We start from the raw sequence: 25,986 nt of genomic DNA, 5'->3' as shown, positions 1-25,986 counted from the left end.
GCTGCCCGCCGAGAGCGCCGCCAGGATCCACGCCGCCGAGCCGCCGCGCCCCTGCTCCTCCGCGAACGCGAGGACGAGCAGATCGGCCGCGCCCAGCGCGATCCCGACCCCGAGGGTCACGACCACGGGCTGGCGCAGGTCACGCGCGATCTTCCCGCGGGCCGCCCGCCGCCGCCCGGACCTCGGCACCGGCGCCACCCCCGCCACCGCGGGCGACGCGACGAACGCCAGCGTGCCGACGGCCACGAGCCCGGCGCTCAGGGCGACGCCGAAGGCGGCCGGCGCCCACAGCACCAGCACCCCGACGAGCAGCGGACCGCACACCAGGAGCAGTTCCTCGGCGACCCCGTCGAGGCTGTAGGCCCGCTGCAGCAGCCGCCGGTCGGACAGCAGCCGGCCCCACACGGTGCGCATCGTGGGCCCGAGCGGCGGGGTGAACGCCCCGGTCGGCAGGGCGAGCGCCACGAGCAGCCAGCCCGGCGCCCCGGGGCGCCAGGCGACCGTGGCGAAGACCGCGAGCAGCGCGGCGTACGACAGGGCCATCGGGGGCAGCGCGCGGCGCGGCCCGTAGCGGTCGATGAACAGGGCGCGCAGCGGTGACAGGAGCACGCTGGCGGCGCCGTAGAGCGCCATGACCGCGCCCGCGACGGCGTAGGAGCCGGTGGCGGCGGTCACGGCGAGCATCAGGGAGAGGGCGACGGTCCCGTACGAGAGGCGCCCGATCAGGGCGGCGCCAAAGGTGCGCAGGGCGTACGGGGTCCGCAACACGGCGGCGTACATGGTGGGTTTCCTCCGGAACGAAGCATGCGTGGAGAGCTCAACGGGGCGTCGACGCACCGGAGTTCTCTATGCACGGAGGAAAGACATGGCCGCACCGTAACAGGGTGCGGCCGGAAGGGACAGGGGGTCAGGAACCGGTGAGGCCCTCCACCAGCTCGTCCGCCGCCCGGTAGGGATCGAGCTCACCGGCCACGATCCGCTCGGCCAGCGCGCCGAGCCGGCGGTCGCCGGAGAGGTCGCCGATGCGCTCGCGCAGCGCGGTCACGGCGATCGTCTCGACCTCGCGGGCGGCCCGCGCCGCCCGGCGCTCCGCGAGCACGCCGCGCTCCTCCATCCACGCGCGGTGCTTCTCCAGCGCCTCGACGACCTCGTCGATGCCCTCGCCGCGCGCCGCGACGGTCTTCACGATCGGCGGCCGCCAGTCGCCGGGGCCGCGGGACTCGCCGAGCCCCAGCATGTGGTTGAGCTCGCGGGCGGTGGCGTCCGCGCCGTCCCGGTCCGCCTTGTTGACCACGTACACGTCGCCGATCTCCAGGATCCCGGCCTTGGCGGCCTGGATCCCGTCGCCCATGCCGGGCGCGAGGAGCACGACGCTGGTGTCCGCCTGCGAGGCGATCTCGACCTCGGACTGGCCGACGCCCACGGTCTCGACGAGGACGACGTCGCAGCCCGCCGCGTCGAGCACCCGGATCGCCTGCGGCGCGGCCCAGGTGAGACCGCCGAGGTGGCCGCGGGTGGCCATCGAGCGGATGTAGACGCCCGGGTCGGAGGCGTGCTCCGACATCCGCACCCGGTCGCCGAGCAGGGCGCCGCCGCTGAACGGCGAGGACGGGTCGACGGCGAGCACGCCGACCCGCTTCCCGGCCCGCCGGTAGGCGCTCACCAGGGCCGACGTCGACGTCGACTTGCCGACGCCGGGCGACCCGGTGAGCCCGACCACGTACGCGTTTCCCGTCAGCGGCGCCAGCGCGGCCATGACGTCACGCAGCTGCGGGGACGCCCCCTCCACGAGCGAGATCAGCCGGGCCACGGCCCGCGGCCTGCCCTCCCTCGCCTGGGCGACCAGCGTGGGGACGTCCTGCATCACAGCTCCGTTCGCTCAAGCCACAATCCACAACCACCGGGGGCGGGGTCGGCTACGCCTTGGGTACCCGCACCACGAGCGCGTCACCCTGGCCGCCGCCACCGCACAGCGCGGCCGCGCCGATGCCGCCGCCCCGCCGCTTCAGTTCGAGGGCGAGGTGCAGCACGATACGGGCGCCGGACATCCCGATCGGGTGACCCAGGGCAATGGCGCCGCCGTTGACGTTCACCTTTTCCGAGGACACCCCGAGGTCCTTCATTGACTGCACGGCGACCGCCGCGAAGGCCTCGTTGATCTCGATGAGGTCGAGGTCCTCGACGCCGATGCCCTCCTTCTTCAGGGCGTGCTGGATCGCGTTCGACGGCTGGGACTGGAGGGAGTTGTCCGGGCCCGCCACGTTCCCGTGCGCGCCGATCTCGGCGATCCAGTCGAGGCCGAGCTCCTGCGCCTTGGCCTTGCTCATCACGACCACGGCGGCGGCGCCGTCCGAGATCTGCGACGAGGTGCCCGCGGTGATCGTGCCGGCCTTGGCGAACGCCGGGCGCAGCTTGCCGAGCGACTCGGCGGTCGTCTCGGCGCGGATGCCCTCGTCCTTGCTGAACAGGACAGGATCGCCCTTGCGCTGCGGGATCTCGACGGGCGTGATCTCGGCCTCGAACAGGCCGTTCTTCTGCGCGGCCGCGGCCCGCTGGTGGGAGAGGGCGGCGACCTCGTCCTGCTCGGGGCGGGCGATGCCGAGGCGGGTGTTGTGCTTCTCCGTCGAGGCGCCCATGGGGATGTTCTCGAAGGAGTCGGTCAGACCGTCGTACGCCATCGCGTCGAGCATCTCGACCGCGCCGTACTTGTAGCCCTCGCGGGACTTCGGCAGCAGGTGCGGGGCGTTGGTCATGGACTCCTGGCCACCGGCGACGACGACGTCGAACTCACCTGCACGGATGAGCTGGTCGGCGAGCGCGATGGCGTCGAGGCCGGACAGGCACACCTTGTTGATGGTGAGCGCCGGCACGTTCATCGGGATCCCGGCCTTGACGGCGGCCTGACGTGCCGGGATCTGCCCTGCCCCGGCCTGCAGCACCTGGCCCATGATCACGTACTGCACCTGGTCGCCACCGATCCCCGCACGGTCGATGGCGGCCTTGATCGCGAAGCCGCCGAGGTCGGCTCCGGAGAAGGACTTGAGCGAGCCGAGCAGACGGCCCATGGGCGTCCGCGCGCCCGCGACGATCACTGAGGTGGTACCGGTCGTTCCTGACATGAGGCACGGCCCCTTGGAGATGAGGAGTGAACGAGGGTTTACTCGAATGTACTGAGCGGTACCCCGCACGTCATCGGCACGACGGTGTGATCGCGCGCACGTTGCGTAATCACCGTGGATCGCGCTGCACTTACAGCATGCTGACGCGAATCGACCACATCGGGATCGCCTGCTTCGACCTCGACAAGACCGTCGAGTTCTACCGGGCCACGTACGGCTTCGAGGTGTACCACTCCGAGGTCAACGAGGAGCAGGGCGTGCGCGAGGCCATGCTCAAGATCAATGAGACGAGCGACGGCGGCGCCTCCTACCTCCAGCTGCTCGAACCGACCCGCGAGGACTCCGCGGTCGGCAAGTGGCTCGCCAAGAACGGCGAGGGTGTGCACCACATCGCCTTCGGCACCGCGGACGTCGACGCGGACGCGGCCGACATCAAGGACAAGGGCGTACGCGTCCTGTACGAGGAGCCCCGCCGGGGCTCGATGGGGTCGCGCATCACGTTCCTGCATCCCAAGGACTGCCACGGTGTGCTGACCGAACTCGTCACCGCCGCACCCCAGGACTCGGCGGAGCACTGACCTCCACATACTCGGGCCGGTAGGGTTGGGGGGCGACTGCCGCCTCCAACGGGCAGTCGTGGGCCGGGGTCCGGGTATCGGGGGACGAGGTCGGGGCAGTCGGACGGCAAGGCGAAGGTCCGACAGCGCCGTCTTGTTCGATCTGACACCATTCCCCGGGGGCCCCGTTCGGCGGACGGACGGGGCTCGTAAGGAAGAACTTGCGACCAGGGGACGGATGGGACCGCGCAGTGCGGGGCTACGAGAGCCAGGACGGCCGGCGGCCGGCTGAGACCGACCATCTCTCGCGGTTCGAAGCCGAGATGGACCGGCTGAAGACCGAGCGGGAGAAGGCCGTCCAGCACGCCGAGGACCTGGGCTACCAGGTGGAGGTGTTGCGCGCCAAGCTGCACGAGGCGCGCCGCAGCCTCGCGTCCCGGCCTGCCTATGACGGGGCTGACATCGGCTACCAGGCCGAGCAGCTGCTGCGGAACGCCCAGATCCAGGCCGACCAGCTGCGCGCCGACGCCGAGCGCGAGCTGCGCGAGGCCCGTGCGCAGACGCAGCGGATCCTCCAGGAGCACGCCGAGCAGCAGTCGCGGCTGCAGTCCGAGCTGCACACGGAGGCGGTCAACCGGCGCCAGCAGCTCGACCAGGAGCTGGCCGAGCGCCGCCGCACGGTCGAGACGCACGTGAACGAGAACGTGCAGTGGGCCGAGCAGCTGCGCGCCCGCACCGAGCAGCAGGCCCGCCGGCTGCTCGACGAGTCCCGTGCCGAGGCCGACCAGGCCCTCGCCGCCGCCCGCACCGAGGCCGAGCGGGTCGCCGCCGAGGCCAGCCGCCGGCTGACCGGCGAGGCGGAGAGCGCCCGCGCGGAGGCCCAGGCGATCCTGGCCCGCGCGCGACAGGACGCCGAGCGCCTGCTGAACGCCGCGTCCACCCAGGCGCAGGAGGCCACCGACCACGCCGAGCAGCTGCGCACGTCGACGACCGCCGAGTCGGACGCCGCGCGCCGCCAGTCCAGCGAGCTGAGCCGGGCCGCCGAGCAGAAGATCGCCGAGGCGGACACCGCGCTGCGCGAGGCGCGTGCCGAGGCCGACAAGGTGCTCGCGGCGGCCAAGGACGCCGCGGCCAAGCAGCTCGCGAGCGCCGAGTCCACGAACGAGCAGCGCACCCGGACCGCCAAGGAGCAGGTCGCCCGCCTGGTGCAGGAGGCCACCAAGGAGGCCGAGGCCACCAAGTCGGAGGCCGAGCAGACGGTCGCCACCGCGCGCGCCGAGGCCGAGAAGGTGATCGCGGAGGCCAAGGAGAAGGCCCGCACGGTCACGGCCGAGGAGACCGCGGGCGAGCTCGCGAAGGCCGCGCGCACCGCCGAGGACGTGCTGAACAAGGCCTCGGAGGAGGCCCAGTCGACGACGCGGGCCGCCGCCGAGGAGGCCGAGCGGATCCGCGCCGAGGCCGAGGCGGAGGCCGACCGGCTGCGCTCCGAGGCGCACGACATCGCCGAGCAGCTCAAGGGCACGGCGAAGGACGACACCAAGGAGTACCGCGCCAAGACGGTCGAGCTGCAGGAGGAGGCGCGCCGGCTGCGCGGCGAGGCCGAGCAGCTGCGGGCCGAGGCCGTCGAGGAGGGCGAGCGGATCCGGGCCGAGGCCCGCCGCGAGGCCGTCCAGCAGATCGAGGAGGCGGCCAGCACCGCCGAGCAGCTCCTCGCCAAGGCGAAGGCGGACGCCGACGAGCTGCGCGGTGCGGCGTCGACGGAGTCCGAGCGGGTCCGCACCGAGGCCATCGAGCGCGCCACGTCGCTGCGCAAGCAGGCCGAGGAGACCCTGGAGCGCACGCGTGCGGAGGCCGAGCGGCACCGCGCCGAGGCCGAGGAGCAGGCCGAGGCCACCAAGGCCGACGCGGAGCGTGCCGCGCAGTCCCTCAAGGAGGAGACCGAGCGGGCCATAAGCGCCCGGCAGGACGAGGCGGCCCGCGAGCTGACCCGGCTGCACACGGAGGCCGAGGAGCGGCTCACGGCGTCCGAGACGACGCTGAACGACGCGCGCGCCGAGGGTGAGCGGCTGCGCCGCGAGGCGGCCGACGAGGCCGACCGGCTGCGCACCGAGGCCGCCGAGCGCGTCCGGACGCTGCAGGCGCAGGCCGAGACGGAGGCGGAGCGGCTGCGCACCGAGGCCGCTTCGGACGCGTCGACGACCCGTTCCGAGGCGGAGAACGTCGCGATCCGGCTGCGGACCGAGGCCGCCACCGAGGCGGAGCGGCTCAAGACGGAGGCGCAGGAGTCCGCCGACCGGATCCGCGCCGAGGCGCAGACCGCGGCCGAGCGGATCTCCGCGGAGGCCGCGGAGACGCTGGCCGCCGCGCAGGAGGAGGCCACCCGGCGCCGTCGCGAGGCCGAGGAGACGCTCGGCAGCGCGCGCCATGAGGCCGACCAGGAGCGCGAGCGGGCCCGCGAGCAGAGCGAGGAGCTCCTCGCGGTGGCGCGCGCCCGGGTCGACGAGGCACAGACCGAGGCGACGCGGCTGGTCGAGGAGGCCGACCGGCGGGCGACCGAGATGGTCTCCACCGCCGAGCAGACCGCGCAGCAGGTCCGCGACTCCGTGTCCGGGCTCCAGGAGCAGGCCCAGGAGGAGATCGCCGGGCTGCGCTCGGCCGCCGAGCACGCGGCGGAGCGCACGAAGCAGGAGGCGCAGGAGGAGGCGGACCGGGTCCGCTCCGACGCGTACGCGGAGCGCGAGCGGGCGACCGAGGACGCCAATCGCGTACGGAGTGAGGCCGCCGCCGAGTCGGAGGCCGCCAAGTCCCTTGCGGAGCGCACCGTTTCGGAGGCGATCGCCGAGTCCGAGCGGCTGCGCACCGACGCGTCCGAGCACGCCCAGCGGGTCCGCACCGAGGCCGCCGACCTGCGCACGGGCGCCGACCAGGACGCCTCGCGCACCCGTGCCGAGGCCCGCGAGGACGCCAACCGGATCCGGTCCGACGCCGCGGCGCAGGCCGACACCCTGATCACCGAGGCGACGTCCGAGGCCGAGCGGCTGACGACGGAGACGAACGCGGAGGCGGAGCGGGTCCGCGCCGAGTCGACCGCGAAGGCCGAGGAGCTGGTCTCCGCCGCGACCGCGGAGGCCGAGCGGCTGCGCGCCGAATCGACGGCCGCCGCCGAGCAGTTGACGACCGACACCCGGACCGAGGCGGAGCGGGTCCGTGCCGAGTCCGTGGCCAAGGCCGAGAAGCTGATCTCGGACGCGACCGGGGACGCGGAGCGGCTGCGCGCCGAGGCCGCCGAGACGGTCGGCTCCGCGCAGCAGCACGCCGAGCGGATCCGCACGGAGTCCGAGCGGGTCAAGGCGGAGGCCGCCCAGGAGGCCGACCGGATCACGTCGGCCGCGCGGGACGAGGCGGAGCGCACGCTGGACGAGGCCCGCAAGGACGCCAACAAGCGGCGTACGGAGGCCGCTGAGCAGGTCGACAAGCTGATCACGGAGTCCGCGGCCGAGGCCGACAAGCTGACCCGCGAGGCGCAGGAGTCGGCACAGAAGACGACGGCGGACGCGGAGGCGCAGGCCGACACCATGGTCGGTGCGGCCCGCAGCGAGGCGGACCGCCTGGTCGCCGAGGGCACCGTCGAGGGCAACGCGCGGGTGGAGAAGGCCAGGACGGACGCGGACGAGCTGCTCGTCGGCGCCCGCCGGGACGCGACGCAGATAAGGGAGCGGGCCGAGGAGCTGCGCGACCGGATCACCGGCGAGATCGAGGAACTGCACGAGCGCGCGCGCCGCGAGTCGGCGGAGGCCATGAAGAACGCGGGCGAGCGGTGCGACGCGCTGGTCAAGGCCGCGGAGGAGCAGCTCACCGAGGCGCAGACCAAGGCCAAGGACCTGCTGAACGACGCCAATTCGGAGGCCGGCAAGGTCCGTATCGCCGCCGTGAAAAAGGCCGAGGGTCTGCTCAAGGAAGCCGAGCAGAAAAAGGCCGAGCTCACGCGCGAGGCGGAAAAGCTCAGGGCCGATGCGGAGGCCGAGGCCAGTTCCATGATCGAAAAGGGTCAGCGCGAGCTGGACGTCCTGGTCAGGCGTCGCGAGGACATCAACGCGGAGATCTCCCGTGTCCAGGACGTGCTGGAGGCGTTGGAGTCTTTCGAGACACCGTCCGGTGGCGGGGGCAAGGACGGCGGCGTCAAGGCGGGCGCCACAGCGGGGGCCACACGTTCGGGTGGCAAGGGGGCAGAGGGCTAGCCAGGAGGACAACTGTCGTGCTTGGTAAGGACCTTCGGCCCTTCTTCTGGCAAGCACTCCGCCGTTACGCCACTCAAAAGGGGTGTCATTCTCCAGATCAAACGGGCATCTGCTCGATGACACGCCGCTTGGCCCCCTAGGATTCCCCCTATCACCTCACCGGTCTCATTCGACAGGAACCCCATGAGCGACACTTCCCCCTACGGCTTCGAGCTTGTGCGGCGTGGGTACGACCGCGCTCAGGTGGACGAACGAATCTCCAAGCTCGTCTCCGACCGTGACAGCGCTCTTGCTCGAATCACTGCTCTGGAAAAGCGCATCGAGGAACTCCACCTCGAGACGCAGAACGCCCAGGCCCAGGTGAACGACGCGGAGCCGTCGTACGCCGGCCTGGGCGCGCGCGTCGAGAAGATCCTCCGCCTCGCCGAGGAGGAGGCCAAGGACCTGCGCGAGGAGGCCCGCCGGGCCGCCGAGCAGCACCGGGAGCTCGCCGAGTCGGCGGCCCAGCAGGTGCGCAACGACGCGGAGTCGTTCGCCGCGGAGCGCAAGGCCAAGGCCGAGGACGAGGGCGTCCGGATCGTCGAGAAGGCCAAGGGCGAGGCGACCTCGCTGCGCACCGAGGCGCAGAAGGACGCGCAGTCCAAGCGCGAGGAGGCGGACGCGCTCTTCGAGGAGACGCGCGCCAAGGCCGCCCAGGCCGCCGCGGACTTCGAGACGAACCTGGCCAAGCGCCGCGAGCAGTCCGAGCGCGACCTGGCCTCGCGTCAGGCCAAGGCCGAGAAGCGTCTCGCGGAGATCGAGCACCGTGCGGAGCAGCTCCGCCTGGAGGCCGAGAAGCTGCGCACCGACGCCGAGCGCCGCGCCCGCCAGACGGTGGAGACGGCCCAGCGCCAGGCCGAGGACATCGTGGCCGACGCGAACGCCAAGGCCGACCGCATCCGCTCGGAGTCCGAGCGCGAGCTGGCGGCGCTGACGAACCGGCGCGACTCGATCAACGCCCAGCTCACGAACGTGCGCGAGATGCTGGCCACGCTCACCGGTGCGGCGGTCGCCGCCGCGGGTGCGCCGGCCGAGGACGAGCCGATCTCGCGCGGGGTGCCGGCTCAGCAGTCCCGCTGACACCCGTTCCCCGGCGGCCCGAGGCCCCCTGCCCCAAGTGGCAGGGGGCTTTTGCCCGTTTTAGCGTTGCCGCATGATCGAGCTCGAGGGGCTGACCAAGCGGTACGGCGAGAAGACGGCCGTCAACAATCTGACGTTCACCGTGCAGCCGGGCATCGTGACCGGCTTCCTGGGCCCGAACGGCGCGGGCAAGTCCACCACGATGCGGATGATGCTGGGCCTCGACAACCCGACCGCGGGCTCGGTGCGGATCGACGGCAAGCACTACGCCCAGCTGAAGGACCCCCTCCGCTACATCGGCGCGCTCCTCGACGCGAAGGCGATGCACGGCGGTCGCAGCGCCTACAACCACCTCCTCTGTCTGGCCCAGTCGAACGGGATCCCCAGGGGCCGGGTGACCGAGGTCCTGGACACGGTGGGGCTCACCGCGGTGTCCCGGAAGAAGGCCAAGGGCTTCTCGCTCGGCATGGGGCAGCGCCTCGGCATCGCGGGCGCGCTCCTCGGCGACCCGCGGATCCTGATGTTCGACGAGCCGGTCAACGGGCTCGACCCGGAGGGCATCCACTGGATCCGCAATCTGATGAAGTCCCTAGCGGCGGCCGGCCGCACGGTCTTCGTGTCCTCGCACCTGATGAGCGAGATGGCCCTCACCGCGGACCACCTGGTCGTCATCGGCCAGGGCCGGCTGCTCGCCGACACCTCGATGGCGGACTTCATCCGGCAGAACTCCCGGAGCTACGTACGGCTGCGCTCGCCGCAGCGCGAGCGGCTGCTCGACGTCCTGCACACGGCCGGGATCACGGTCGTCGAGGCCGGGAACGGCACGCTGGAGATCGACGGCCACTCCCCCGAGGAACTGGGCGAGCTGGCCGCGGGGCATCAGCTCGTCCTGCACGAGCTGAGTCCTCAGCAGGCGTCCCTGGAGGAGGCGTTCATGCAGCTGACGGCGGAGTCGGTCGAGTACCACGCACACTCGGACGCCAGCTCTCCGCCGACGGCGGCGCCACCGCAACAGCAGCCGCAGCAGGGCTGGGGAGCCTCCTGGCAGCAGGGCAAGGGCGACAACGGCAGCAACGGCAACAAGAGGGGCGTCTGAGATGGCCGCGGCCCAGGTCCTCCGGTCCGAGTGGACCAAGATCAAGTCGGTGAACTCGACGGCCCTCACGCTCAGCCTCGCCGTGATCGTCTCCGTCGGGCTCGGCATGCTGATCAGCGCCCTGTCGAAGAACGAGTTCAAGAACCTCTCCACCGCGGACAAGCTGACCTTCGACCCGACGTTCATCTCCTTCTCCGGCCTCACCCTCGGCCAGCTGGCGATGATCGTCTTCGGGGTCCTGGTGGTCGCGAGCGAGTACAGCACGGGCATGATCCGCACCTCGCTCGCCGCGGTGCCGCAGCGCGCCACGTTCCTCTTCTCGAAGGTCGCGGTCGCCGCGCTGCTCGCGCTCGTCGTGGCCCTGGTCACGAGCTTCGCGGCGTTCTTCCTCGGCCAGCTGATGCTCGGCGACCACCGGACCGACCTCGGCGCCCCGAACGTGCTGCGCGCGGTCCTCGGCGCCGCCGTCTACATGACGCTGATCGCGATGTTCTCCATGGGCGTCGCGGCGATGCTCCGCTCCCCGATGCTCTCGCTCGGCATCCTCATGCCGTTCTTCTTCCTCGTCTCACCGATCCTCGGCAGCGTCTCGGCGACGAAGAAGGTGGCCCAGTACTTCCCCGACCAGGCGGGCCTCAAGGTCATGCAGGTGGTCTCCCCACCCAACGACGACGCCCCGTACGGCCCGTGGGGCGGCCTCGCGATCCTGCTGGTGTGGGTGGCGGCGGCACTGCTGGTCGGGTACGTGCTGCTGAAGAAGCGGGACGCCTGACGCCCGGGTCGGGCAGCAGCTCGTCGAAGCGTCGCCAGCCGTCCCACTCCCACACGTCCCGGTCCAGGTCGGGCTCCAGGGGCACGAAACGGCCCAGTTCGAAGTCCTCGGGCCCGACCGTGAACCAGCGCTCGTCGGCGACCTCCGTGCCGAGCCCGACCGTGCGCGCCGTCAGCCGCACCATCAGCTCCACTCCGGTCGACCGCGTCAGGTCCTTGCCCTGGATGCGGTCGAAGGGCAGCTCGGTCACCGGCGCCTCGACCGGGATCCACACGGTGAAGGGCGCGCCGCGCTCGACGGCGAGCCAGCAGCGCTCGTCGGCCGCCTCGCCCTTCTCGTCGAGGACCTTGAGCCACTTCTTGTAGATGACGAGGCTGCCGTCGTGCGGCGAGCGTTCGAGGTAGCGCAGATGGGCGCGGGCGTGCAGGTCGACGACGGAGAGGTTGTCGAAGCGGTTGTAGAAGCGGATCGCGATGATCGCGTCGCTGCTGGTCGCGTGGGCGCGCGAGTACCCGGGGAAGTCGGCGGACCAGGCGTGCGAGATGGAGGCGCGCCGCCGCCAGACGAACGGGCGCAGCGCGAACATCTTGATCAGCACGAAGCCGAGGAGCACGGCGGGCGCGAGCGCGCCGGTCACCGAGGCGACCGTGGCCAGGACCTGGTGGGCGGTGCTGTCCGGTTCGGGGCTGAGGCTGTCCGTGCCGACGCAGGCGCGCAGCACCGACAGTCCCAGGTCGAGCAGCGCCTCCTGGTCCCCGAACCGCTCGCCGACCGAGCGCGGCGAGTGCTCGGTCAGCGTCCAGACCACCGCGATGACGGCGGACAGCGCCGCGAGGGCGGTCAGCGTCATCAGCAGCAGCGCGTGGACGGTGCGGCCCGCGATCCACCCGCGAACGGACGTCCGGTACCTGGGGTGCCCGCCCGCCCTCCGTCGCCACCTCACCATCGGCCCCAACTCCCCTCCCCCGTACCGGACTTGCCCGGCCTCCCCACGGGTGGAATGGCTACTTTCCCCCGATCCGCACCGATCAACCCGCCAGGAGAAGGGCAACGAACGCGCCGCGCGGGTACCTGTTCCCGTGGAAGGCTGTCCCCGCACCGCGTGACCATCCCCGGAGGGCACCATCGTGAGGACTGAGGACCGAAGCCTGGCGGCGCTGGGCCTTGACGACGTACCGGCCAGGCAGCCCCTGACCTATCCCGGACGTCCCGCACCCGTACCGTCCCTGCTCGTCGACGACGAGCTCCTCGAACTGGACGTGCGCCCCCAGCGGCTCGGCGAGTGGTACGTCGAGGAGGCCGCCCAGCGCCGCCTCGACGAGGCCCTCGTGGACCGCGGGCAGGCCGCCACCGGCCGCCGCCACCCGGTGATCGCGGTCGGCTCGAACGCGTCCCCGGGCCAGGTCACGTACAAGCTGACCCGGCTCGGCATCCCGGCCGCGGTGCCGATGGTGCCGGTGCGGGTGCGCGGGATCGCGGTCGGCTGCTCGGGGCACATCAGCCCGGCCGGCTACGTCGCGGGCACCCCGTACGTGGACCGCGAGGCGGAGACGCAGCTGGTGGTGACGTGGCTGGACGCCACGCAGCTCAAGGCGGTCGACGACACGGAGTTCCCGGACTACCGGCGGGCGATACTGCCCGGCGGCGACTTCGAGATGACCATGCCGTCCGGGGAGCGGCTGAGCGGCGCGTACATCTACTTCAGCGCGCACGGCGTCCTCGCCGACCCGGTGACCGAGCGGCCGCGGCCCGGCGGGGGCGACCAGTCCGAGCTGCTCGACTCCCTCCTGAAGGACTCGCCGCGGCTGATGGACCTGCTCGGCCCCGACGCGACGAGCTGGGTCGCCGCCGCGGGCGCCGACCGCCGGCTGCGCGAGCAGGGCACTCTGATCTTCGGCGAGGAGGGCTGGGTGCTGCCGCAGACCGAGTTCCTGCCGTACGCCGACGACTCCGCGCAGCCGCGTCCGTACGACGACCTGCCGCCGCTGGACGACTCGCTGCCGCCGCCCCGGTAGGCACCCGGAACCCTTTACTCACTCTTGGCCGGAACCGTCAGCGCTCGGATACCCTCCTAACCCTTACGGGGGCGTGTGCCCCGACGTCCTGAACCTTGTCGAACCTTTCGAAACCGTTCAGAACTTCCGATGGGTGCGGAGAATGATCGAGGCAGTCGGCCTGACGAAGCGCTACGGCGCGAAGACGGCCGTGTACAACCTTTCCTTCCAGGTGCGGCCGGGGACCGTCACCGGCTTCCTCGGACCCAACGGTTCGGGCAAGTCGACGACGATGCGCATGATCCTCGGCCTCGACCAGCCGACCTCCGGTCACGTGACCATCGGTGGCTACCCGTACAGCAAGCTCCCGAACGCGCCGCGCCAGGTCGGCGCGCTGCTCGACGCGAAGGCCGTGCACGGCGGGCGGACCGCACGCAGCCATCTGCTGAGCCTGGCCCAGCTCGCCGGCATCCCGGCCCGCCGGGTCGACGAGGTGCTCGGTGTGGTCGGTCTGCAGGAGGTCGCGAGACGCCGCTCGAAGGGGTTCTCGCTGGGCATGGGGCAGCGGCTCGGCATCGCCGCCGCGCTCCTCGGCGACCCGCAGGTGCTGCTCTTCGACGAGCCGGTCAACGGGCTCGACCCCGAGGGCATCCTCTGGGTCAGGAACCTGATGAAGTCGCTCGCGGCCGAGGGCCGGACGGTCTTCGTCTCCTCGCACCTGATGAGCGAGATGGCCCTCACCGCCGAGCACCTGATCGTCATCGGGCGCGGCCAGCTGCTCGCCGACATGAGCGTCGAGGACTTCATCGCGCACAACTCGGCGGGCTTCGCCCGGGTCCGCACCCCGGACTCCGAGCCGCAGCAGCGCGAGAAGCTGAGCGTCGCGCTGACCGAGGCCGGCGGCCAGGTGCTGCCCGAGCAGGACGGCGCACTGCGGGTGACCGGGCTGCCGCTGCCGCGGATCAGCGACCTCGCGCACGAGTCGGACGTCCGCCTGTGGGAGCTCTCCCCGCACCAGGCCTCGCTGGAGGAGGCGTACATGCGGATGACGCAGGGCGCGGTCGACTACCGCTCCACCATCGACCAGCGCGCGGGTCTGCACGAGCAGGTGCCGCCGGGCATGATGCCGCCGCAGCAGATGCCGGTGCCGGGTCAGGGCCAGCCGGGCTGGTACGCCCCGCCGCCGCCCCAGGTGCAGCCGCAGCCGATGCCTCAGCCGGCGCAGATGCCGCAGGCCGCGGACCAGAACCCGTACGCGACGCCGCCCGCCGCCGCCCCGGCCCCGGCCCCCACGACCATGGACAAGGACGCCCGATGAGTACGCCGCCCCCGCCCTACGCCGCCCCGCAGCAGCCCCTGGCGGCGCCCGGCCCCGGCCCCGGCACCGGCCCCGGGTACGCCTCGCCGATCCCGGTGCGCCGCGCCCACCTCGGGGACGCGCTCGCCTCCGAGTGGACGAAGATCCGTTCCGTGCGCTCCACGATGTGGACGCTCGGCGTGATGATCGTGCTCATGGTCGGCATCGGCCTGGCCTCGGCCGCGGTCGTCTCCGCCGCCGACACCGTGACGCCGAGCAGCGACGAGGTGCTCAGCTTCGGCTTCTTCGGCGTCCTCCTCGGCACCATCTGCGTGATCACGCTCGGCGTCCTGACCATCGCGTCGGAGTACGGCACCGGCATGATCCGCACGACGCTGACGGCCTGCTCCAGCCGCAGCCGGGTGCTCGCGGCGAAGGCGATCGTCTTCTTCGCGCTGGTCTTCGTCCTGACCACCGTGTTCGCGGCGCTCGTCGGCGCGCTCCAGGTGGGCATCCTGGGCGTGGACTCGCCGGCCGGCTCCCAGTGGTTCAAGGCGACCGTCGGCGTCGGCCTGTTCGTGGCGCTGCTCGGCCTGCTCGGGCTGGCCGTCGGCACGCTGGTGCGGCACTCGGCGGGCGCGATCACCATCATGATCGGCGTGGTGCTGCTGCCGCTCGTCCTCGCGATCTTCATGTTCTCGGAGTCGCTCAAGGACCTCCAGCAGGCCCTGCTGGAGTACTCGGTGCCCAGCCAGCTCGCCGTGCTCTACGACAACTCGGTGACCGCCGGTTCGGGCCCGACCGGCTGGGACCCGCTGTGGATCATGATCGCCGTGACGGGCGTGGCGCTCGGCGGCGCCTTCCTCACGCTCAACAACCGCGACGTGTAGGGCGGTTGCCCGGTCAGTACCGGGGCGCGTTCCTGGACCGCTGCACCTTCGTGGTGCGGCGGTCCTTCGCGTTCCAGCACGCCTTGTGCCAGTGCCGCCGGTCGTCCACCCCGCCGTACTCGGGCCAGGCGACGACGTGGGCGACCCCGGAGCCGATCTCCTGGTCGCAGCCCGGGCAGCGATAGGTCTTGCCGGCCGCGCTGGCGCCCGCCACGTGCCGCACGCTCCACTGCTCGCCCTGCCAGCTCTCGGCGGACTGGAACCCGCCGTAGCGCCGCCCCTCGTCGTCGCTGCCACTGCTGGACGATCCGCCGCCCTGGGGGCGGTTGCGACGCGGGGACACGGCTCACCTCACGGTGTCTCTACGGGGTAGGGGTCACCACCAGCGTACGCCGAGGCCGACGGGGTACCCGACGCTCGTCACCCCCGCGCACCCGGCATGGTTCTCCGTAAAATCTGCCAATCTGCATGCCCAGCCGTGTCCTTGGCACTTGCCAGCCGTTAATGCCTTCAGGGGAGTGCCCGCGTCGGCGCCTCAAGGAAGGCAGGAGTGCGATGCGCGTAGGGACGTTTGTACTGGCCGCCCAGTTCCCGGGTCAGGGCCAGGGGGAGGCACTGCACCGTGCGGTGCGGTCGGCGGAGGTCGCCGAGGAGGCCGGCCTGGACTCGGTGTGGCTCGCCGAGCATCACTTCGTGCCGTACGGGACGTGCCCGTCGGCGATCACACTGGCCGCGTTACTGCTCGGCCGCACCCGCACGGTGCGGGTCGGCACGGCGGTGAGCGTGCTGCCGACCGCGCACCCGGTGGCCCTGGGCGAGCAGGCGGCGCTGCTGCACCTGACGTCCGGCGGGCGCTTCTCGCTGGGCGTGGGGCGCGGCGGCCCCTGGGTGGACCTGGAGGTCTTCGGCGCGGGCGTGGAGGCGTACGAGCAGGGGTTCCCCGAATCGCTCGACCTGCTGCTGCGCTGGCTGCGCGACCCCCACGTGGCGAGCGAGGGCGAGCGGTTCGCCTTCCGTACGGTCCCGGTCGTGCCGCGCCCCGCCGAGGCGATCGGCGGCACCGACACCGAGGGTCCCGAGGTCGTCGTCGCCTGCACGTCGCCGAAGAGCGTCAGGCTCGCCGCCGAGCGGGGTCTGCCGATGCTGCTCGGCATGCACGTCGGGGACGCGGAGAAGGCGGAGATGGTCGCCCTGTGGCGGCGCTGCGCGCGCGAGGCCGGGCGCACGCCGGACGAGATCATCGCCGCGCCGCACGTGTCCGCCGGTGTCGCCCAGATCGGTGACCGCAAGGCGGAGGCGGCCGAGGCGCTCCTGAAGGCGATGCCGGGCTGGCTGAAGCAGGGCCTGGACGCCCACGTCACGGTCGACGGACGCGCCCGGGCGATGCGGGACCCCCTCGCGTACACGGAGCTGCTGTGCGGCCTCCACCCGGTCGGGACGCCCCAGTTGTGCGCGGACCGGCTCGCCACCACGGCGGAGCGGACCGGCATCACGCGGTTCGCGCTGCTCGTCGAAGGCTCCGGCGATCTCGCGGCGACGGAGGAGAACGTGCGCCGCCTGGGAGCCGAGGTCCTGCCCCAACTCCGCTGATCCCCCGCTGAGTTGCTGCCCGGCGCCGCCATTCGGTGCCTGCCGCCCGTACAGATGCACCTCCCGCGTACGGGCGGCCGGCAAGCCGAACTACGGCATCAGCCGTCAGCAGTCGCGCAGCTCGGGCGACTGATTGAGCAGCTGGTTGCGGACCGAGGTGAAGCGGGCCAGCGTGTCGTCCACCGCCGGGTCGAGCGGGAAGACCGCTACCCGGTGGCAGTTCTGGAACGCCAGCCGAACACCGAAGTGCCGCTGCAGCGCGCCGCGTATCGCGTCACTCGCGAGCGCACGCAGCAACTGCCCGCGTGCCTGCTCGTCCGGCGGCGGCGTCTGGTTGTCGGCGAACTCTCCGCCGTCGACCTTCAGCTGGGCCACCAGGGAGCTGATCATCTCCCAGGCGTAAGGCAGGGAGGTCCGGACGCAGTCGACGAAGTCACCTTCGTCGACCTCGCCTCGCTCGGCCTGTTCCAACAGTGCCGGTGAGACGTCGAGCGACATGGGTACTCCTCTCGCACCCCCGCCAGGAAGCGGGGGTTGACGGACAGGCCGGGAGACCGCGGAACGCACCGCCCATCGAACACGCAGCGTGCACGCGTCGCGACCTCCTGCTTCTACGGTATGCAACGCGTCCGGGCGGCAACAGGGCGTGGAGCGCATGGTTCGCACACAACCGGCCAATAACGAACGGGGGCCTACTGGGGCGAAGTGCGTGGACCGAGGGGTGTCGAGTAGCGTTGCCGACCATGCGTCTTGTCATCGCCCGTTGCTCCGTGGACTACGCGGGCCGCCTCACCGCCCATCTGCCGTCGGCCCCGCGCCTGATCCTCGTGAAGGCGGACGGCAGCGTCTCCATCCACGCGGACGACCGGGCCTACAAGCCCCTCAACTGGATGTCCCCGCCGTGCACCTTGAAGGAGGGCGCCGGCGACGACGAGGGCACGTGGACCGTCATCAACAAAGCGGGCGAGAAACTCATCATCACGATGGAGGAAATCCTCCACGATTCCTCGCACGAACTCGGCGTCGATCCGGGTCTCATCAAGGACGGCGTGGAAGCGCACCTCCAGGAGCTGCTCGCCGACCGCATCGAGACGCTCGGCGAGGGCTACTCGCTGATCCGCCGCGAGTACATGACGGCGATCGGTCCGGTCGACATCCTCTGCCGCGACGCCGACGGGCAGACCGTCGCCGTCGAGATCAAGCGCCGGGGCGAGATCGACGGCGTCGAGCAACTCACGCGCTACCTGGAGCTGTTGAACCGCGATCCGCACCTCGCGCCGGTCCGCGGCATCTTCGCCGCCCAGGAGATCAAGCCGCAGGCACGCGTCCTCGCCACCGACCGGGGCATCGGCTGCGCCGTCCTCGACTACGACGCGATGCGCGGCATCGAGGACGACAAGCTCCGCTTGTTCTGACCCGTCGTTTCCCGGCCATCCGGCCGGCCGCGCCCCCGTCAGGGGCGCGGGGAACTGCGCGCTCAGCCACAGAAATGCCGCAGACGCATCTGCTCGGTCCATGAGCAGATGCGTCTGCGGCATTTCGTGGGTTGCTCGCGCCCCGCGGCGGAGCCGCTGATCGACACAGCCCCGCGCCCCTGACGGGGCCCTCCTACATGACGGTGGCGGTGCTGGTGGCGCTGGTCCCCGTCGGAGAGACCGGCGCGCTCGCCGAGTCGGACGTGTCCGGGGTCGTCTCCGGCGGCGTCGTCGGCGGCTCGGACGTCGGCGGGGTCGTCGGCGGCTCGGACGTCGGCGGCTTCGTCGTCGGCGGCTTGGTCGTCGGCGGCTTCGTGGTGGGCGGCTTCGTGGTGGGCGGCTTGGTCGTCGGCTTGTCGGGCGACTTCGTCGGCTTGTCCGGCGACTTCGAGCCGCTCGGGTCGTCCGACGGCTCACCGCTGGAGCCGGTCGACGGCGTCGGATCGTCCGCCGTGCCGGGGATGCCGTCCTGGCCGGGGTCGGTCGGCTTCGACGACGACGAACCGCCGCCACCGCCCTGGTCGGCCTTGTCCGCGCCGAGCTCCCCGCCGTTCTCCCCCGCCGACGCCGACGGGTTCGTGCCGACCTTGTCGGACGGCGGCTCGTCGTTGTTCGACGTGGCGCCGAGCGTGACGACCGTGCCGAGCACCGCGGCGAGCAGCGCTCCGGCGCCGGCCGCGACGAGATTGCGCCGGGTGCCGGTGACGACCGACTTGCGCGAGGGCGCCCGGCCGCCGACGACGGTCGGCGGGGGCCCGGGCGGGGCCTGCCGGGTCACCAGCGTGTCCGGCTCGCGCGGCGGTTCGGGCAGGGCGTACGCGGCGGGCACGCCACCGGGCGGCGACTGCGACTCCTCGTACATCGCGTCCGGGACTTCCTCGCCCGCGGCCGTGCGCCCGCCGGGCAGCGCGCCGCCCGAGCGGTCCGCGACCAGGGCGAGCGCGCGGCGTCCGGCGATCGTGCCGCGCTTGTCGGCGAGGGCGCCGCGCAGGCCGATGGAGGCCTCCAGCTCGGCGCGGGCCCGGTCGAGCTGCCCGCCGAGCAGCGCGAGGATGCCCAACTCGTGGTGGAAATAGGCCTCTTCGGGGACCTCACCGGCCAGCCGGGTGGCCTCCTGCCCGGCCCGCAGCGCCCGCTCCCAGGCGCTCCAGGCGAGCCCGGCGGCGAAGGCGGGCGCGGCCGCCCTGGCCAGCTCCACGGACGCGCTGGTCCCGCCGTCGACGGGCGGCGTCGTGGACGGCACGAGGGCCAGGAGCGCGGCCAGTACGGCATCGGACTCGGCGGCGACCCGCTCGGGCCCGACCGACGGGTGACCGGCCCACCAGGCGTAGTGCCGGGCGGCGGCGTCCGCGTACCCGACCGTGTCGTCGGCGTAGCCCACGGCCTCCAGTTGGGTCTGCACTCCGGAGGCGAGCCGGTAGCGGCCGCCGACCGCGGTGACCAGTGCGCCGGCGACGAGCTCGGAGAGGGCCGCGTCGGCGTGCGTGTCGCCGACGAGCGCGGGCAGGTGCGCCTGGTGCGGGATCTCGCCGCCCAGCGCGACGGCGAACCGCAGGGTGGCGCGGGCCGACTCGCTCAGCCGGGACGCGAGCAGCGCGGCGGGCGCGGCCCCGTCGGCGAGCGAGGGCAGCGGCACGTCGTGCCCGTCGGCGGCGTCGAAGGGCGCGTCGACCGGTGCGGCCTCGGGGCCCTCGTAGTAGCCGTACTCGTCGAAGGCGTTCGGGTCGGCGCGCAGCAGGTCGCGCTGGCGCAGCAGGGCACCGGCCTGGGCGAAGCGCAGCGGCAGCCCCTCGGACTCGAACCAGAGGTCACCGGCCCACTGCGCCTCCTCGTCGGTGAGGACGCGGCCGACGGCCCGCTCCAGGAGTTCGAGGCTGCTGCCGCGGCCGAGCCCGCCGAGGAAGACCTCCTCCACGTGGGAGTCGGCGGACGGCGCGGCGACGTCGGGCGTCGCGGACAGCAGGAAGGCGCACTCGGGCGTCGCTTCGAGGAGTTCGTCGAGCGCGGCGCCGCCGAACTCCAGGTCGTCCAGGACGACGACGGCGCCGATCTCGTGGACGAGTTCGAGCAGCAGGGTGCGGTCGGGGCGGTGCAGTGGTGCGTTGTAGACCGCGCCGAAGAGGTCGTACAGGACGTCGCTCGCGGAGCGGCGGTGGCCGGAGAGCCGGACCACGCCGTCGGGCGCGATGTCGAGGCAGTCCTCTGCTATCTGGTCGAGCAGCGCGGTGCGTCCGGAGCCGGACGGGCCGGTGAGCCGGACGGAACGGCCGCGCGCGAGGAGCCGGACGAGCCGCTCGCGGTCCTCCTGCCGCTCCAGGAGCGGGAGTCGGGGCAGAGCGGGCCCGGGCGGCATCGGCGGGCGGGCGGCGCGGGCGAGCTCGATGCGCTCGGTGGCGTCGTACTTGACGGGCCGGCCGGGGCGCTCGCCCGGCGGGCAGGGTTCGATCTCGCTGCCGTCGACAGGGTTGACGGTCAGGAGGTAGTCGCCGGACACGAGCTGCACGGTGCGTGCGAGCGCGGGCGCGGGCTGGCCGAAGTCGGGTGTGAGCGGATCGCGCGGCGGACGCTGGCGGCCACCGGCGGCAGACGTGTCGTCGTGCCGGTCCTGGCTGAAATCTTCCGGTCCCCGGTTCATCGGGTCCATGGTCAAAGCCCCCCAAAAGCGTGGTGTGCCGCTTGCCCCTCCCGGCCTGTGCACACTGCGCTGTCGCTTCTGGTCCGGTGCCCGCGCATCGGGTGTCGTACCGCGGGCGACCGAACCCTAGACCTTCACCAAGTATCTACGAACACCCGGGGTACCGCCCCGCCCGGGACGTCACAGTCTCGTGAGGATTGTGAGCGCTTCCCACAGGAATGAACGGTTCATTCCCTGTGGGCCGTTGTGGTCCGCTTGGGGGCCCTTCCGGGCCGTTGCGAACCCTTTGGGTCGGACGCGCGGCGGCTCGGGTCAGACGCGTGGCAGCGACTCGACGCCGATGCCGCCCTCGATGGCCAGGATCCGGTGCAGCCGGGTCGCCACGAGGAGGCGCTGCATCTGGGGCGGCACCCCGCGCAGCACGAGCCGGCGTCCGCAGCGCCCGGCACGCCGGTGGGCGCCCATGATGACGCCGAGCCCCGTCGCGTCCCACGAGTCGAGTTCGGACAGGTCGAGCACCAGGTCACCGATGCCGTCGTCGACGGCGGTGTGCAGGACCGTACGGGCGTCCGCCGCGCTGCGGACGTCGAGGCGGCCCCCGACGACCAGCTCGACGTGGTCGCCCCTGATGTGCATATGCGCTCCCCGTGCAATCAAATAGTGACGAGAGGTATCCATGTGATCTGGGTATGTCACTGCAACTGACTGGCCGGAGGGGCCAGAAGTTGCCGTCTGTAAGCGAACCGATACCGAATTCACCCCGAGGGGTGACATGGCGTCAGGCGTGCACGATTCAGCCGTGCTTGTAGAACCCTTGCCCGCTCTTGCGCCCGATGTCACCGGCGTCAACCATCCGGCGCATCAGCTCCGGCGGCGCGAACTTCTCGTCCTGCGACTCCGTGTAGATGTTCCCGGTCGCGTGGAGCAGGATGTCGACGCCGGTCAGGTCGGCGGTGGCCAGCGGGCCCATCGCGTGTCCGAAGCCGAGCTTGCAGGCGATGTCGATGTCCTCGGCGGTGGCGACGCCCGACTCGTACAGCTTCGCGGCCTCGACGACGAGGGCGGAGATGAGACGGGTGGTGACGAAGCCGGCCACGTCGCGGTTGACGACGATGCAGGTCTTGCCGACGGACTCGGCGAACTCCCGTGCGGTGGCGAGGGTTTCGTCGCTCGTCTTGTAGCCGCGGACCAGCTCGCACAGCTGCATCATCGGCACGGGCGAGAAGAAGTGCGCGCCGACGACCCGCTCGGGCCGCTCGGTGACGGCCGCGATCTTGGTGATCGGGATGGCGGAGGTGTTCGACGCGAGCACCGTGTCGTCCCGCACGATCTTGTCGAGCGTGCGGAAGATCTCGTGCTTGACCTCGAGCTTCTCGAAGACGGCCTCGACGACGATGTCGGCGTCGGCGACGGCGTCCAGATCGGTGGTCGTGGTGATGCGGGCGAGTGCTGCCTCGGCGTCCTCGGCGGCGAGCTTCCCCTTGCTCACGAACTTGTCGTACGACGCCTGGATGCCGTCGGTACCGCGCCGGAGGGCTTCGTCGGTGACGTCGCGCAGGACGACGTCCCAGCCCGCCTGGGCGGAGACCTGGGCGATACCGGATCCCATGAGACCGGCTCCGATGACGGCGAGCTTCCCTGCCACGTGCGACTCCCCTTAACCGCTTACCCGCTTTTTACGTTGCTCTTTTGCGGACCCTAGCGTCCGTGAGGGGCCGTGTGACCGCTTAGAGATGCGCGTCACGTCTCGAATGACGGACATCACACCGGGTTGGGTCATCAGGCGCCGCGTACGGCGTAGTTGAGCACCTTGTCACTCAGGAGTTCCTCGATCTCGTCGAGCAGGCCGAGCATCTCGCGGGAGACCTCGGCGGGCCTGCCGCCCGCCATCATGCGGCGGCCGATCTCTCCCATGACGGTCTGGTGCACCCAGTTGATCTGGCCGGCGACCAGGGCCGGCAGGGTGTCGGCCGGGTCGGCGCCGACCTCCTCGCGCAGGGTCGCCTCGATGTTCTCCAGGACCTCCTGGGACAGCCGCCACATCCGGGACCTGAGCGTGGGCGCGTCGTGCAGCACCCGCATGAACTGCTGGTAGCCGTCCATCAGGCCGACGCGCGGGGACACCGCCTCGACCTCGCCGCGCAGTTCGCGCAGGACCGCGGCCGCCGCGGACTCCCCCGCGTCGCGGCCGCGGACCCAGCGCGACATCCGGTCGACGACGCCGGAGCTGCGGTCGAGGAACAGGTCCTCCTTGGCCGGGAAGTAGTTGTAGACGGTGTTCACGGAGACGTCGGCGGCGTCCGCGACCTCCGCGACGGTCACCGCGTCGAAGCCGCGCTCCAGGAAGAGCCCGGTCGCCACGTCCGAGATGTACTGCCTGGTCTGCCGCTTCTTCCGCTCCCTGAGCCCTTCTGCCATGGGGTCGATCCTAGCCGTTCGCTGGCTTCACTTAATTTTTGGGGACGTTGCAAAATTTAAGTGACTCTGTTTTTCTGGTCCGCATGGCAGTCATCAGCACGTCCGGGCTCGCCCGGACCTTCACCACCAGGCGCGGCCCCGTCGAGGCGGTCCGCGGCATCGACCTGCGCGTCGGGGCCGGCGAGATCCTCGGCTTCCTCGGCCCGAACGGCGCGGGCAAGACCACGACCCTGCGGATGCTCACGACCCTGCTGGCGCCCACCGGCGGCGCGGCCACCGTCGCGGGCCACGACCTCGCGACCGACCCGGTGGGGGTGCGCCGCGCGGTCGGGTACGTCGCCCAGTCCGGCGGCGTCGACCCGAACGTCTCGGTGCGCGAGGAGCTGGTCACCCAGGGCCGCCTCTACCGCCTGACACGGACTCAGTCGGCCGACCGCACCGAGGAGCTGGCGGCCGACCTCGGCCTCACCGACCTCCTGGACCGCAGGACGGCCGCGCTCTCCGGCGGCCAGCGGCGCCGCCTCGACATCGCCCTCGGGCTCACCCACCGCCCCCGGGTCCTCTTCCTGGACGAGCCGACGACCGGGCTCGACCCCGGCAGCCGCGCCGCCCTGTGGGACCTGGTGCGCCGGCTGCGCGACGAGCACGGCACGACGGTCTTCCTGACCACGCACTACCTGGACGAGGCGGACGCCCTCGCGGACCGGATCGTCGTCGTGGACCAGGGGGTCGTCGCCGCCGACGGCACCCCGAGCGCCCTCAAGCTCGCGCACGGCGGGTCGATCGACGCGACGCTGCAGGAGACCTTCCTGGCGATCACCGGCCGCGGACCCGCACCGGTGGACACGACCCCGGTGGCGGTGTGAGCGGCATGAGGACCCTGACCACGGACACCCTGCTGATCTTCGGGCGGTACGCCCGGCAGACCCTCTCCTCCAAGTTCCAGATCCTCTTCGGCATCCTGATGCCGCTGCTGTACCTGCTCTTCTTCGGGCCGCTGCTGACCGATCTGCCGCTGAGCGCCGCGGGCAGCTCCTGGCAGGTCCTGGTGCCCGGGCTGCTGCTCCAACTCGGCCTGTTCGGGGCCTCGTTCGCCGGGTTCTCGGTGATCCTGGAGAAGAACAACGGCGTCGTGGAGCGGATGCGCGTCACGCCGGTCAGCCGGCTCGCGCTGCTGCTCGGCCGCGTGCTGCGCGACACCGCGCTCTTCCTCTTCCAGGCCGTGCTGCTGGTGCTGGCCGCGCTGGCGATGGGGCTGCGGGCGCCGCTCGCCGGGATCCTGATCGGCTTCGGCTTCGTCGCCCTGCTGACGGTCTCGCTCGCCTCGCTGTCGTACGCGCTGGCGCTCCGGGTCGCCACGCCGCAGGAGTTCGGTCCCGTCATCAACGCGATCGCGATGCCGTCGATGCTGCTGTCGGGCCTGATGCTGCCGATGGCGCTCGCGCCCGGCTGGCTGGACGTCCTCTCGCACGTCATGCCGGTCCGCTATCTCGTCGACGCGATGCGGGACGCGTACGTGGGCGAGTACGCGACGGCACACATGCTCTACGGGTCCGTGGTCGCGCTCGCCTTCGCGGCGCTCGCCGTGACGGTGGGCACACGTGTCTTCCGCAAGGCGGGCGCGTAACTAGGCTGGCCGCATGGTCAACCTGACGCGCATCTACACCCGTACCGGAGACAAGGGCACCACCGCCCTGGGCGACATGAGCCGCACCGCCAAGACGGATCTGCGGATCTCGGCGTACGCGGACGCCAACGAGGCCAACGCGGTCCTCGGCACGGCGATCGCCCTCGGCGGCCTGGCGGAGGAGGTCGTGACGGTGCTGACGCGCGTCCAGAACGACCTGTTCGACGTCGGCGCCGACCTCTCCACCCCGGTCGTCGCCGAGCCCGAGTACCCGCCGCTGCGCGTGGAGCAGTTCTACGTCGACAAGCTGGAGGCGGACTGCGACCGCTTCAACGCCGAGCTGGAGAAGCTGCGCTCCTTCATCCTGCCGGGCGGCACCGCCGGCGCGGCCCTGCTGCACCAGGCGTGCACGGTGGTCCGGCGGGCCGAGCGCTCCACGTGGGCGGCGCTCGAGGTCCACGGCGACACGATGAACCCCCTCACGGCGACGTACCTCAACCGCCTCTCCGACCTCCTGTTCATCCTGGCCCGTACGGCCAACAAGGAGGTCGGGGACGTGCTGTGGGTGCCGGGCGGGGAGCGCTAGGCACCTTCACCCGCGTCCGGACGGCAACCCGGCCGGCTCCTTCTTCGGGAACAGCGTGTAGCTCAGCGCGATGACCAGGTTGATGGCGATCACGAACAGCATCTTCTGCTGCCACGCCACGAGGGAGCTGGTCGAGCCGTCCCCGCCGACGTACCAGATGGCGCCCTGCAGCAGCCCGAGGGCGATGGCCGACGCGACGATCCAGCGCGCGGCCAGCTTCCACTCGTGGATCGCGCGCGGGACTCCGTACCGGGGCGTCGTCGGGGGCGGGCCGCCCGCCCAGCGGTGGGCGACGCGGACGTCGACCCACTTGATCGTGTAGTGGCCGAGCGCGATGGAGTAGCCGATGTAGACGGCGGCCAGGCCGTGCTTCCAGTCGGGTTCGGCGCCGTTCTTGAGGTCGATGGCGGTGACGACGAAGAGCAGCACCTCCAGGAGGGGCTCGCACAGCAGCACCGCGACGCCCGCCCGCGGCATCTTCGCCCAGTAGCGCAGCGCGAGTCCCCCGGCCAGCAGCACCCAGAAGGCGACCTCGCAGATGACGATCAGCGTGACGATCACGGTGGGCTCCTC

The 25,986-nt window shown here is 71.9% G+C and carries 23 protein-coding genes; 13 read left to right on the top strand and 10 right to left on the bottom strand.

The features are described from left to right. From RBJ77_RS44755 to RBJ77_RS44745, 3 genes are all read right to left on the bottom strand, one after another. Nucleotides 1-780: MFS transporter (locus RBJ77_RS44755; RefSeq protein WP_372350237.1), on the bottom strand; the 780-nt coding region annotated here is incomplete at its 3' end. Nucleotides 781-907: 127 nt separating this feature from the next. Further along, nucleotides 908-1,864 carry a methylmalonyl Co-A mutase-associated GTPase MeaB gene (gene meaB, locus RBJ77_RS44750; RefSeq protein WP_372350236.1) on the bottom strand — a complete coding sequence of 319 codons (957 nt, stop codon included), beginning with the start codon at nucleotides 1,862-1,864 and terminating at the stop codon, nucleotides 908-910. Between the two features lie 52 nt (nucleotides 1,865-1,916). Beyond that, entirely contained in the window at nucleotides 1,917-3,119 is a 1,203-nt protein-coding gene (locus tag RBJ77_RS44745; RefSeq protein ID WP_372350235.1) for an acetyl-CoA C-acetyltransferase, read from the bottom strand. 137 nt (nucleotides 3,120-3,256) lie between these two features. On the opposite strand from RBJ77_RS44745, the gene mce reads away from it, so the two are divergent. From mce to RBJ77_RS44705, 8 genes are all read left to right on the top strand, one after another. Continuing rightward, entirely contained in the window at nucleotides 3,257-3,697 is a 441-nt protein-coding gene (gene mce, locus RBJ77_RS44740) for a methylmalonyl-CoA epimerase (RefSeq protein WP_372350234.1), read from the top strand. Between the two features lie 230 nt (nucleotides 3,698-3,927). Next, entirely contained in the window at nucleotides 3,928-7,914 is a 3,987-nt protein-coding gene (gene scy / locus RBJ77_RS44735) for a polarized growth protein Scy (RefSeq protein ID WP_372350233.1), read from the top strand. A 183-nt stretch (nucleotides 7,915-8,097) separates the two neighbouring features. Further along, on the top strand, nucleotides 8,098-9,033 hold the full coding sequence (locus RBJ77_RS44730; protein ID WP_255973630.1) for a cellulose-binding protein: 936 nt from the start codon (nucleotides 8,098-8,100) through the stop codon (nucleotides 9,031-9,033). A 73-nt stretch (nucleotides 9,034-9,106) separates the two neighbouring features. Beyond that, nucleotides 9,107-10,129 carry an ABC transporter ATP-binding protein gene (locus RBJ77_RS44725; RefSeq protein ID WP_372350232.1) on the top strand — a complete coding sequence of 341 codons (1,023 nt, stop codon included), beginning with the start codon at nucleotides 9,107-9,109 and terminating at the stop codon, nucleotides 10,127-10,129. A gap of 1 nt (nucleotide 10,130) precedes the next feature. Continuing rightward, nucleotides 10,131-10,901 carry an ABC transporter permease subunit gene (locus RBJ77_RS44720; RefSeq protein WP_255973627.1) on the top strand — a complete coding sequence of 257 codons (771 nt, stop codon included), beginning with the start codon at nucleotides 10,131-10,133 and terminating at the stop codon, nucleotides 10,899-10,901. A 1,127-nt stretch (nucleotides 10,902-12,028) separates the two neighbouring features. Beyond that, nucleotides 12,029-12,916 carry a hypothetical protein gene (locus RBJ77_RS44715; protein ID WP_372350231.1) on the top strand — a complete coding sequence of 296 codons (888 nt, stop codon included), beginning with the start codon at nucleotides 12,029-12,031 and terminating at the stop codon, nucleotides 12,914-12,916. A 142-nt stretch (nucleotides 12,917-13,058) separates the two neighbouring features. Continuing rightward, nucleotides 13,059-14,213, top strand: coding sequence for an ABC transporter ATP-binding protein (locus tag RBJ77_RS44710; protein ID WP_372350230.1), 1,155 nt, complete (start codon nucleotides 13,059-13,061; stop codon nucleotides 14,211-14,213). Beyond that, on the top strand, nucleotides 14,210-15,082 hold the full coding sequence (locus tag RBJ77_RS44705; protein ID WP_372350229.1) for an ABC transporter permease: 873 nt from the start codon (nucleotides 14,210-14,212) through the stop codon (nucleotides 15,080-15,082). The genes RBJ77_RS44710 and RBJ77_RS44705 overlap by 4 nt, the downstream gene beginning before the upstream one ends. A 13-nt stretch (nucleotides 15,083-15,095) precedes the next feature. Here the strand turns inward: RBJ77_RS44705 and RBJ77_RS44700 are convergent, their stop codons facing one another. Next, nucleotides 15,096-15,425 (bottom strand): ATP/GTP-binding protein, encoded by a 330-nt coding sequence (locus RBJ77_RS44700; protein ID WP_255983066.1) that lies wholly within the window; start codon nucleotides 15,423-15,425, stop codon nucleotides 15,096-15,098. A gap of 212 nt (nucleotides 15,426-15,637) precedes the next feature. Between RBJ77_RS44700 and RBJ77_RS44695 the strand changes: the two genes are divergently transcribed. Beyond that, complete coding sequence (locus tag RBJ77_RS44695) at nucleotides 15,638-16,672, top strand: LLM class flavin-dependent oxidoreductase (protein WP_372350228.1); 1,035 nt, start codon at nucleotides 15,638-15,640, stop codon at nucleotides 16,670-16,672. A 105-nt stretch (nucleotides 16,673-16,777) separates the two neighbouring features. On the opposite strand, the gene RBJ77_RS44690 is transcribed toward RBJ77_RS44695, so the two are convergent. Continuing rightward, the gene (locus RBJ77_RS44690) at nucleotides 16,778-17,170 is read right to left on the bottom strand and encodes an SCO5389 family protein (RefSeq protein ID WP_255983070.1); all 393 of its coding nucleotides are present in this window, start codon (nucleotides 17,168-17,170) and stop codon (nucleotides 16,778-16,780) included. A gap of 245 nt (nucleotides 17,171-17,415) precedes the next feature. Between RBJ77_RS44690 and nucS the strand changes: the two genes are divergently transcribed. Continuing rightward, a complete protein-coding gene (gene nucS, locus RBJ77_RS44685) occupies nucleotides 17,416-18,087 on the top strand; it encodes an endonuclease NucS (protein WP_372350227.1) in 672 nt (223 codons plus the stop codon). A gap of 193 nt (nucleotides 18,088-18,280) precedes the next feature. Here the strand turns inward: nucS and RBJ77_RS44680 are convergent, their stop codons facing one another. The 4 genes from RBJ77_RS44680 to RBJ77_RS44665 form a co-directional block, all read right to left on the bottom strand. Further along, nucleotides 18,281-20,791, bottom strand: coding sequence for an ATP-binding protein (locus tag RBJ77_RS44680; protein ID WP_372350226.1), 2,511 nt, complete (start codon nucleotides 20,789-20,791; stop codon nucleotides 18,281-18,283). Nucleotides 20,792-21,094: 303 nt separating this feature from the next. After that, on the bottom strand, nucleotides 21,095-21,418 hold the full coding sequence (locus RBJ77_RS44675) for an STAS domain-containing protein (RefSeq protein WP_164305133.1): 324 nt from the start codon (nucleotides 21,416-21,418) through the stop codon (nucleotides 21,095-21,097). Nucleotides 21,419-21,575: 157 nt separating this feature from the next. After that, on the bottom strand, nucleotides 21,576-22,427 hold the full coding sequence (locus RBJ77_RS44670; RefSeq protein WP_372350225.1) for a 3-hydroxyacyl-CoA dehydrogenase family protein: 852 nt from the start codon (nucleotides 22,425-22,427) through the stop codon (nucleotides 21,576-21,578). Nucleotides 22,428-22,561: 134 nt separating this feature from the next. Further along, complete coding sequence (locus RBJ77_RS44665; protein WP_372350224.1) at nucleotides 22,562-23,200, bottom strand: TetR/AcrR family transcriptional regulator; 639 nt, start codon at nucleotides 23,198-23,200, stop codon at nucleotides 22,562-22,564. 83 nt (nucleotides 23,201-23,283) lie between these two features. On the opposite strand from RBJ77_RS44665, the gene RBJ77_RS44660 reads away from it, so the two are divergent. Genes RBJ77_RS44660 through RBJ77_RS44650 form a run of 3 tightly spaced genes read left to right on the top strand, consistent with a single transcriptional unit; the run spans nucleotide 23,284 to nucleotide 25,413 of the window. Then, on the top strand, nucleotides 23,284-24,066 hold the full coding sequence (locus RBJ77_RS44660; protein WP_372350223.1) for an ABC transporter ATP-binding protein: 783 nt from the start codon (nucleotides 23,284-23,286) through the stop codon (nucleotides 24,064-24,066). A 5-nt stretch (nucleotides 24,067-24,071) separates the two neighbouring features. Further along, nucleotides 24,072-24,827, top strand: coding sequence for an ABC transporter permease (locus RBJ77_RS44655; protein WP_372350222.1), 756 nt, complete (start codon nucleotides 24,072-24,074; stop codon nucleotides 24,825-24,827). Nucleotides 24,828-24,840: 13 nt separating this feature from the next. Then, entirely contained in the window at nucleotides 24,841-25,413 is a 573-nt protein-coding gene (locus RBJ77_RS44650; RefSeq protein ID WP_255975753.1) for a cob(I)yrinic acid a,c-diamide adenosyltransferase, read from the top strand. Nucleotides 25,414-25,419: 6 nt separating this feature from the next. Here RBJ77_RS44650 and RBJ77_RS44645 read toward each other — a convergent pair whose 3' ends face one another. Beyond that, nucleotides 25,420-25,974, bottom strand: coding sequence for a hypothetical protein (locus tag RBJ77_RS44645; protein ID WP_372350221.1), 555 nt, complete (start codon nucleotides 25,972-25,974; stop codon nucleotides 25,420-25,422). Between the last annotated feature and the right edge of the window lie 12 nt (nucleotides 25,975-25,986).

This window comes from Streptomyces sp. KL116D, assembly GCF_030766975.1.
GTDB classification, from domain to species: domain Bacteria; phylum Actinomycetota; class Actinomycetes; order Streptomycetales; family Streptomycetaceae; genus Streptomyces; species Streptomyces longispororuber_A.
The sequence above is the reverse complement of the archived record's forward strand: the minus strand, read 5'-3'. Positions and strand labels throughout refer to the sequence as shown.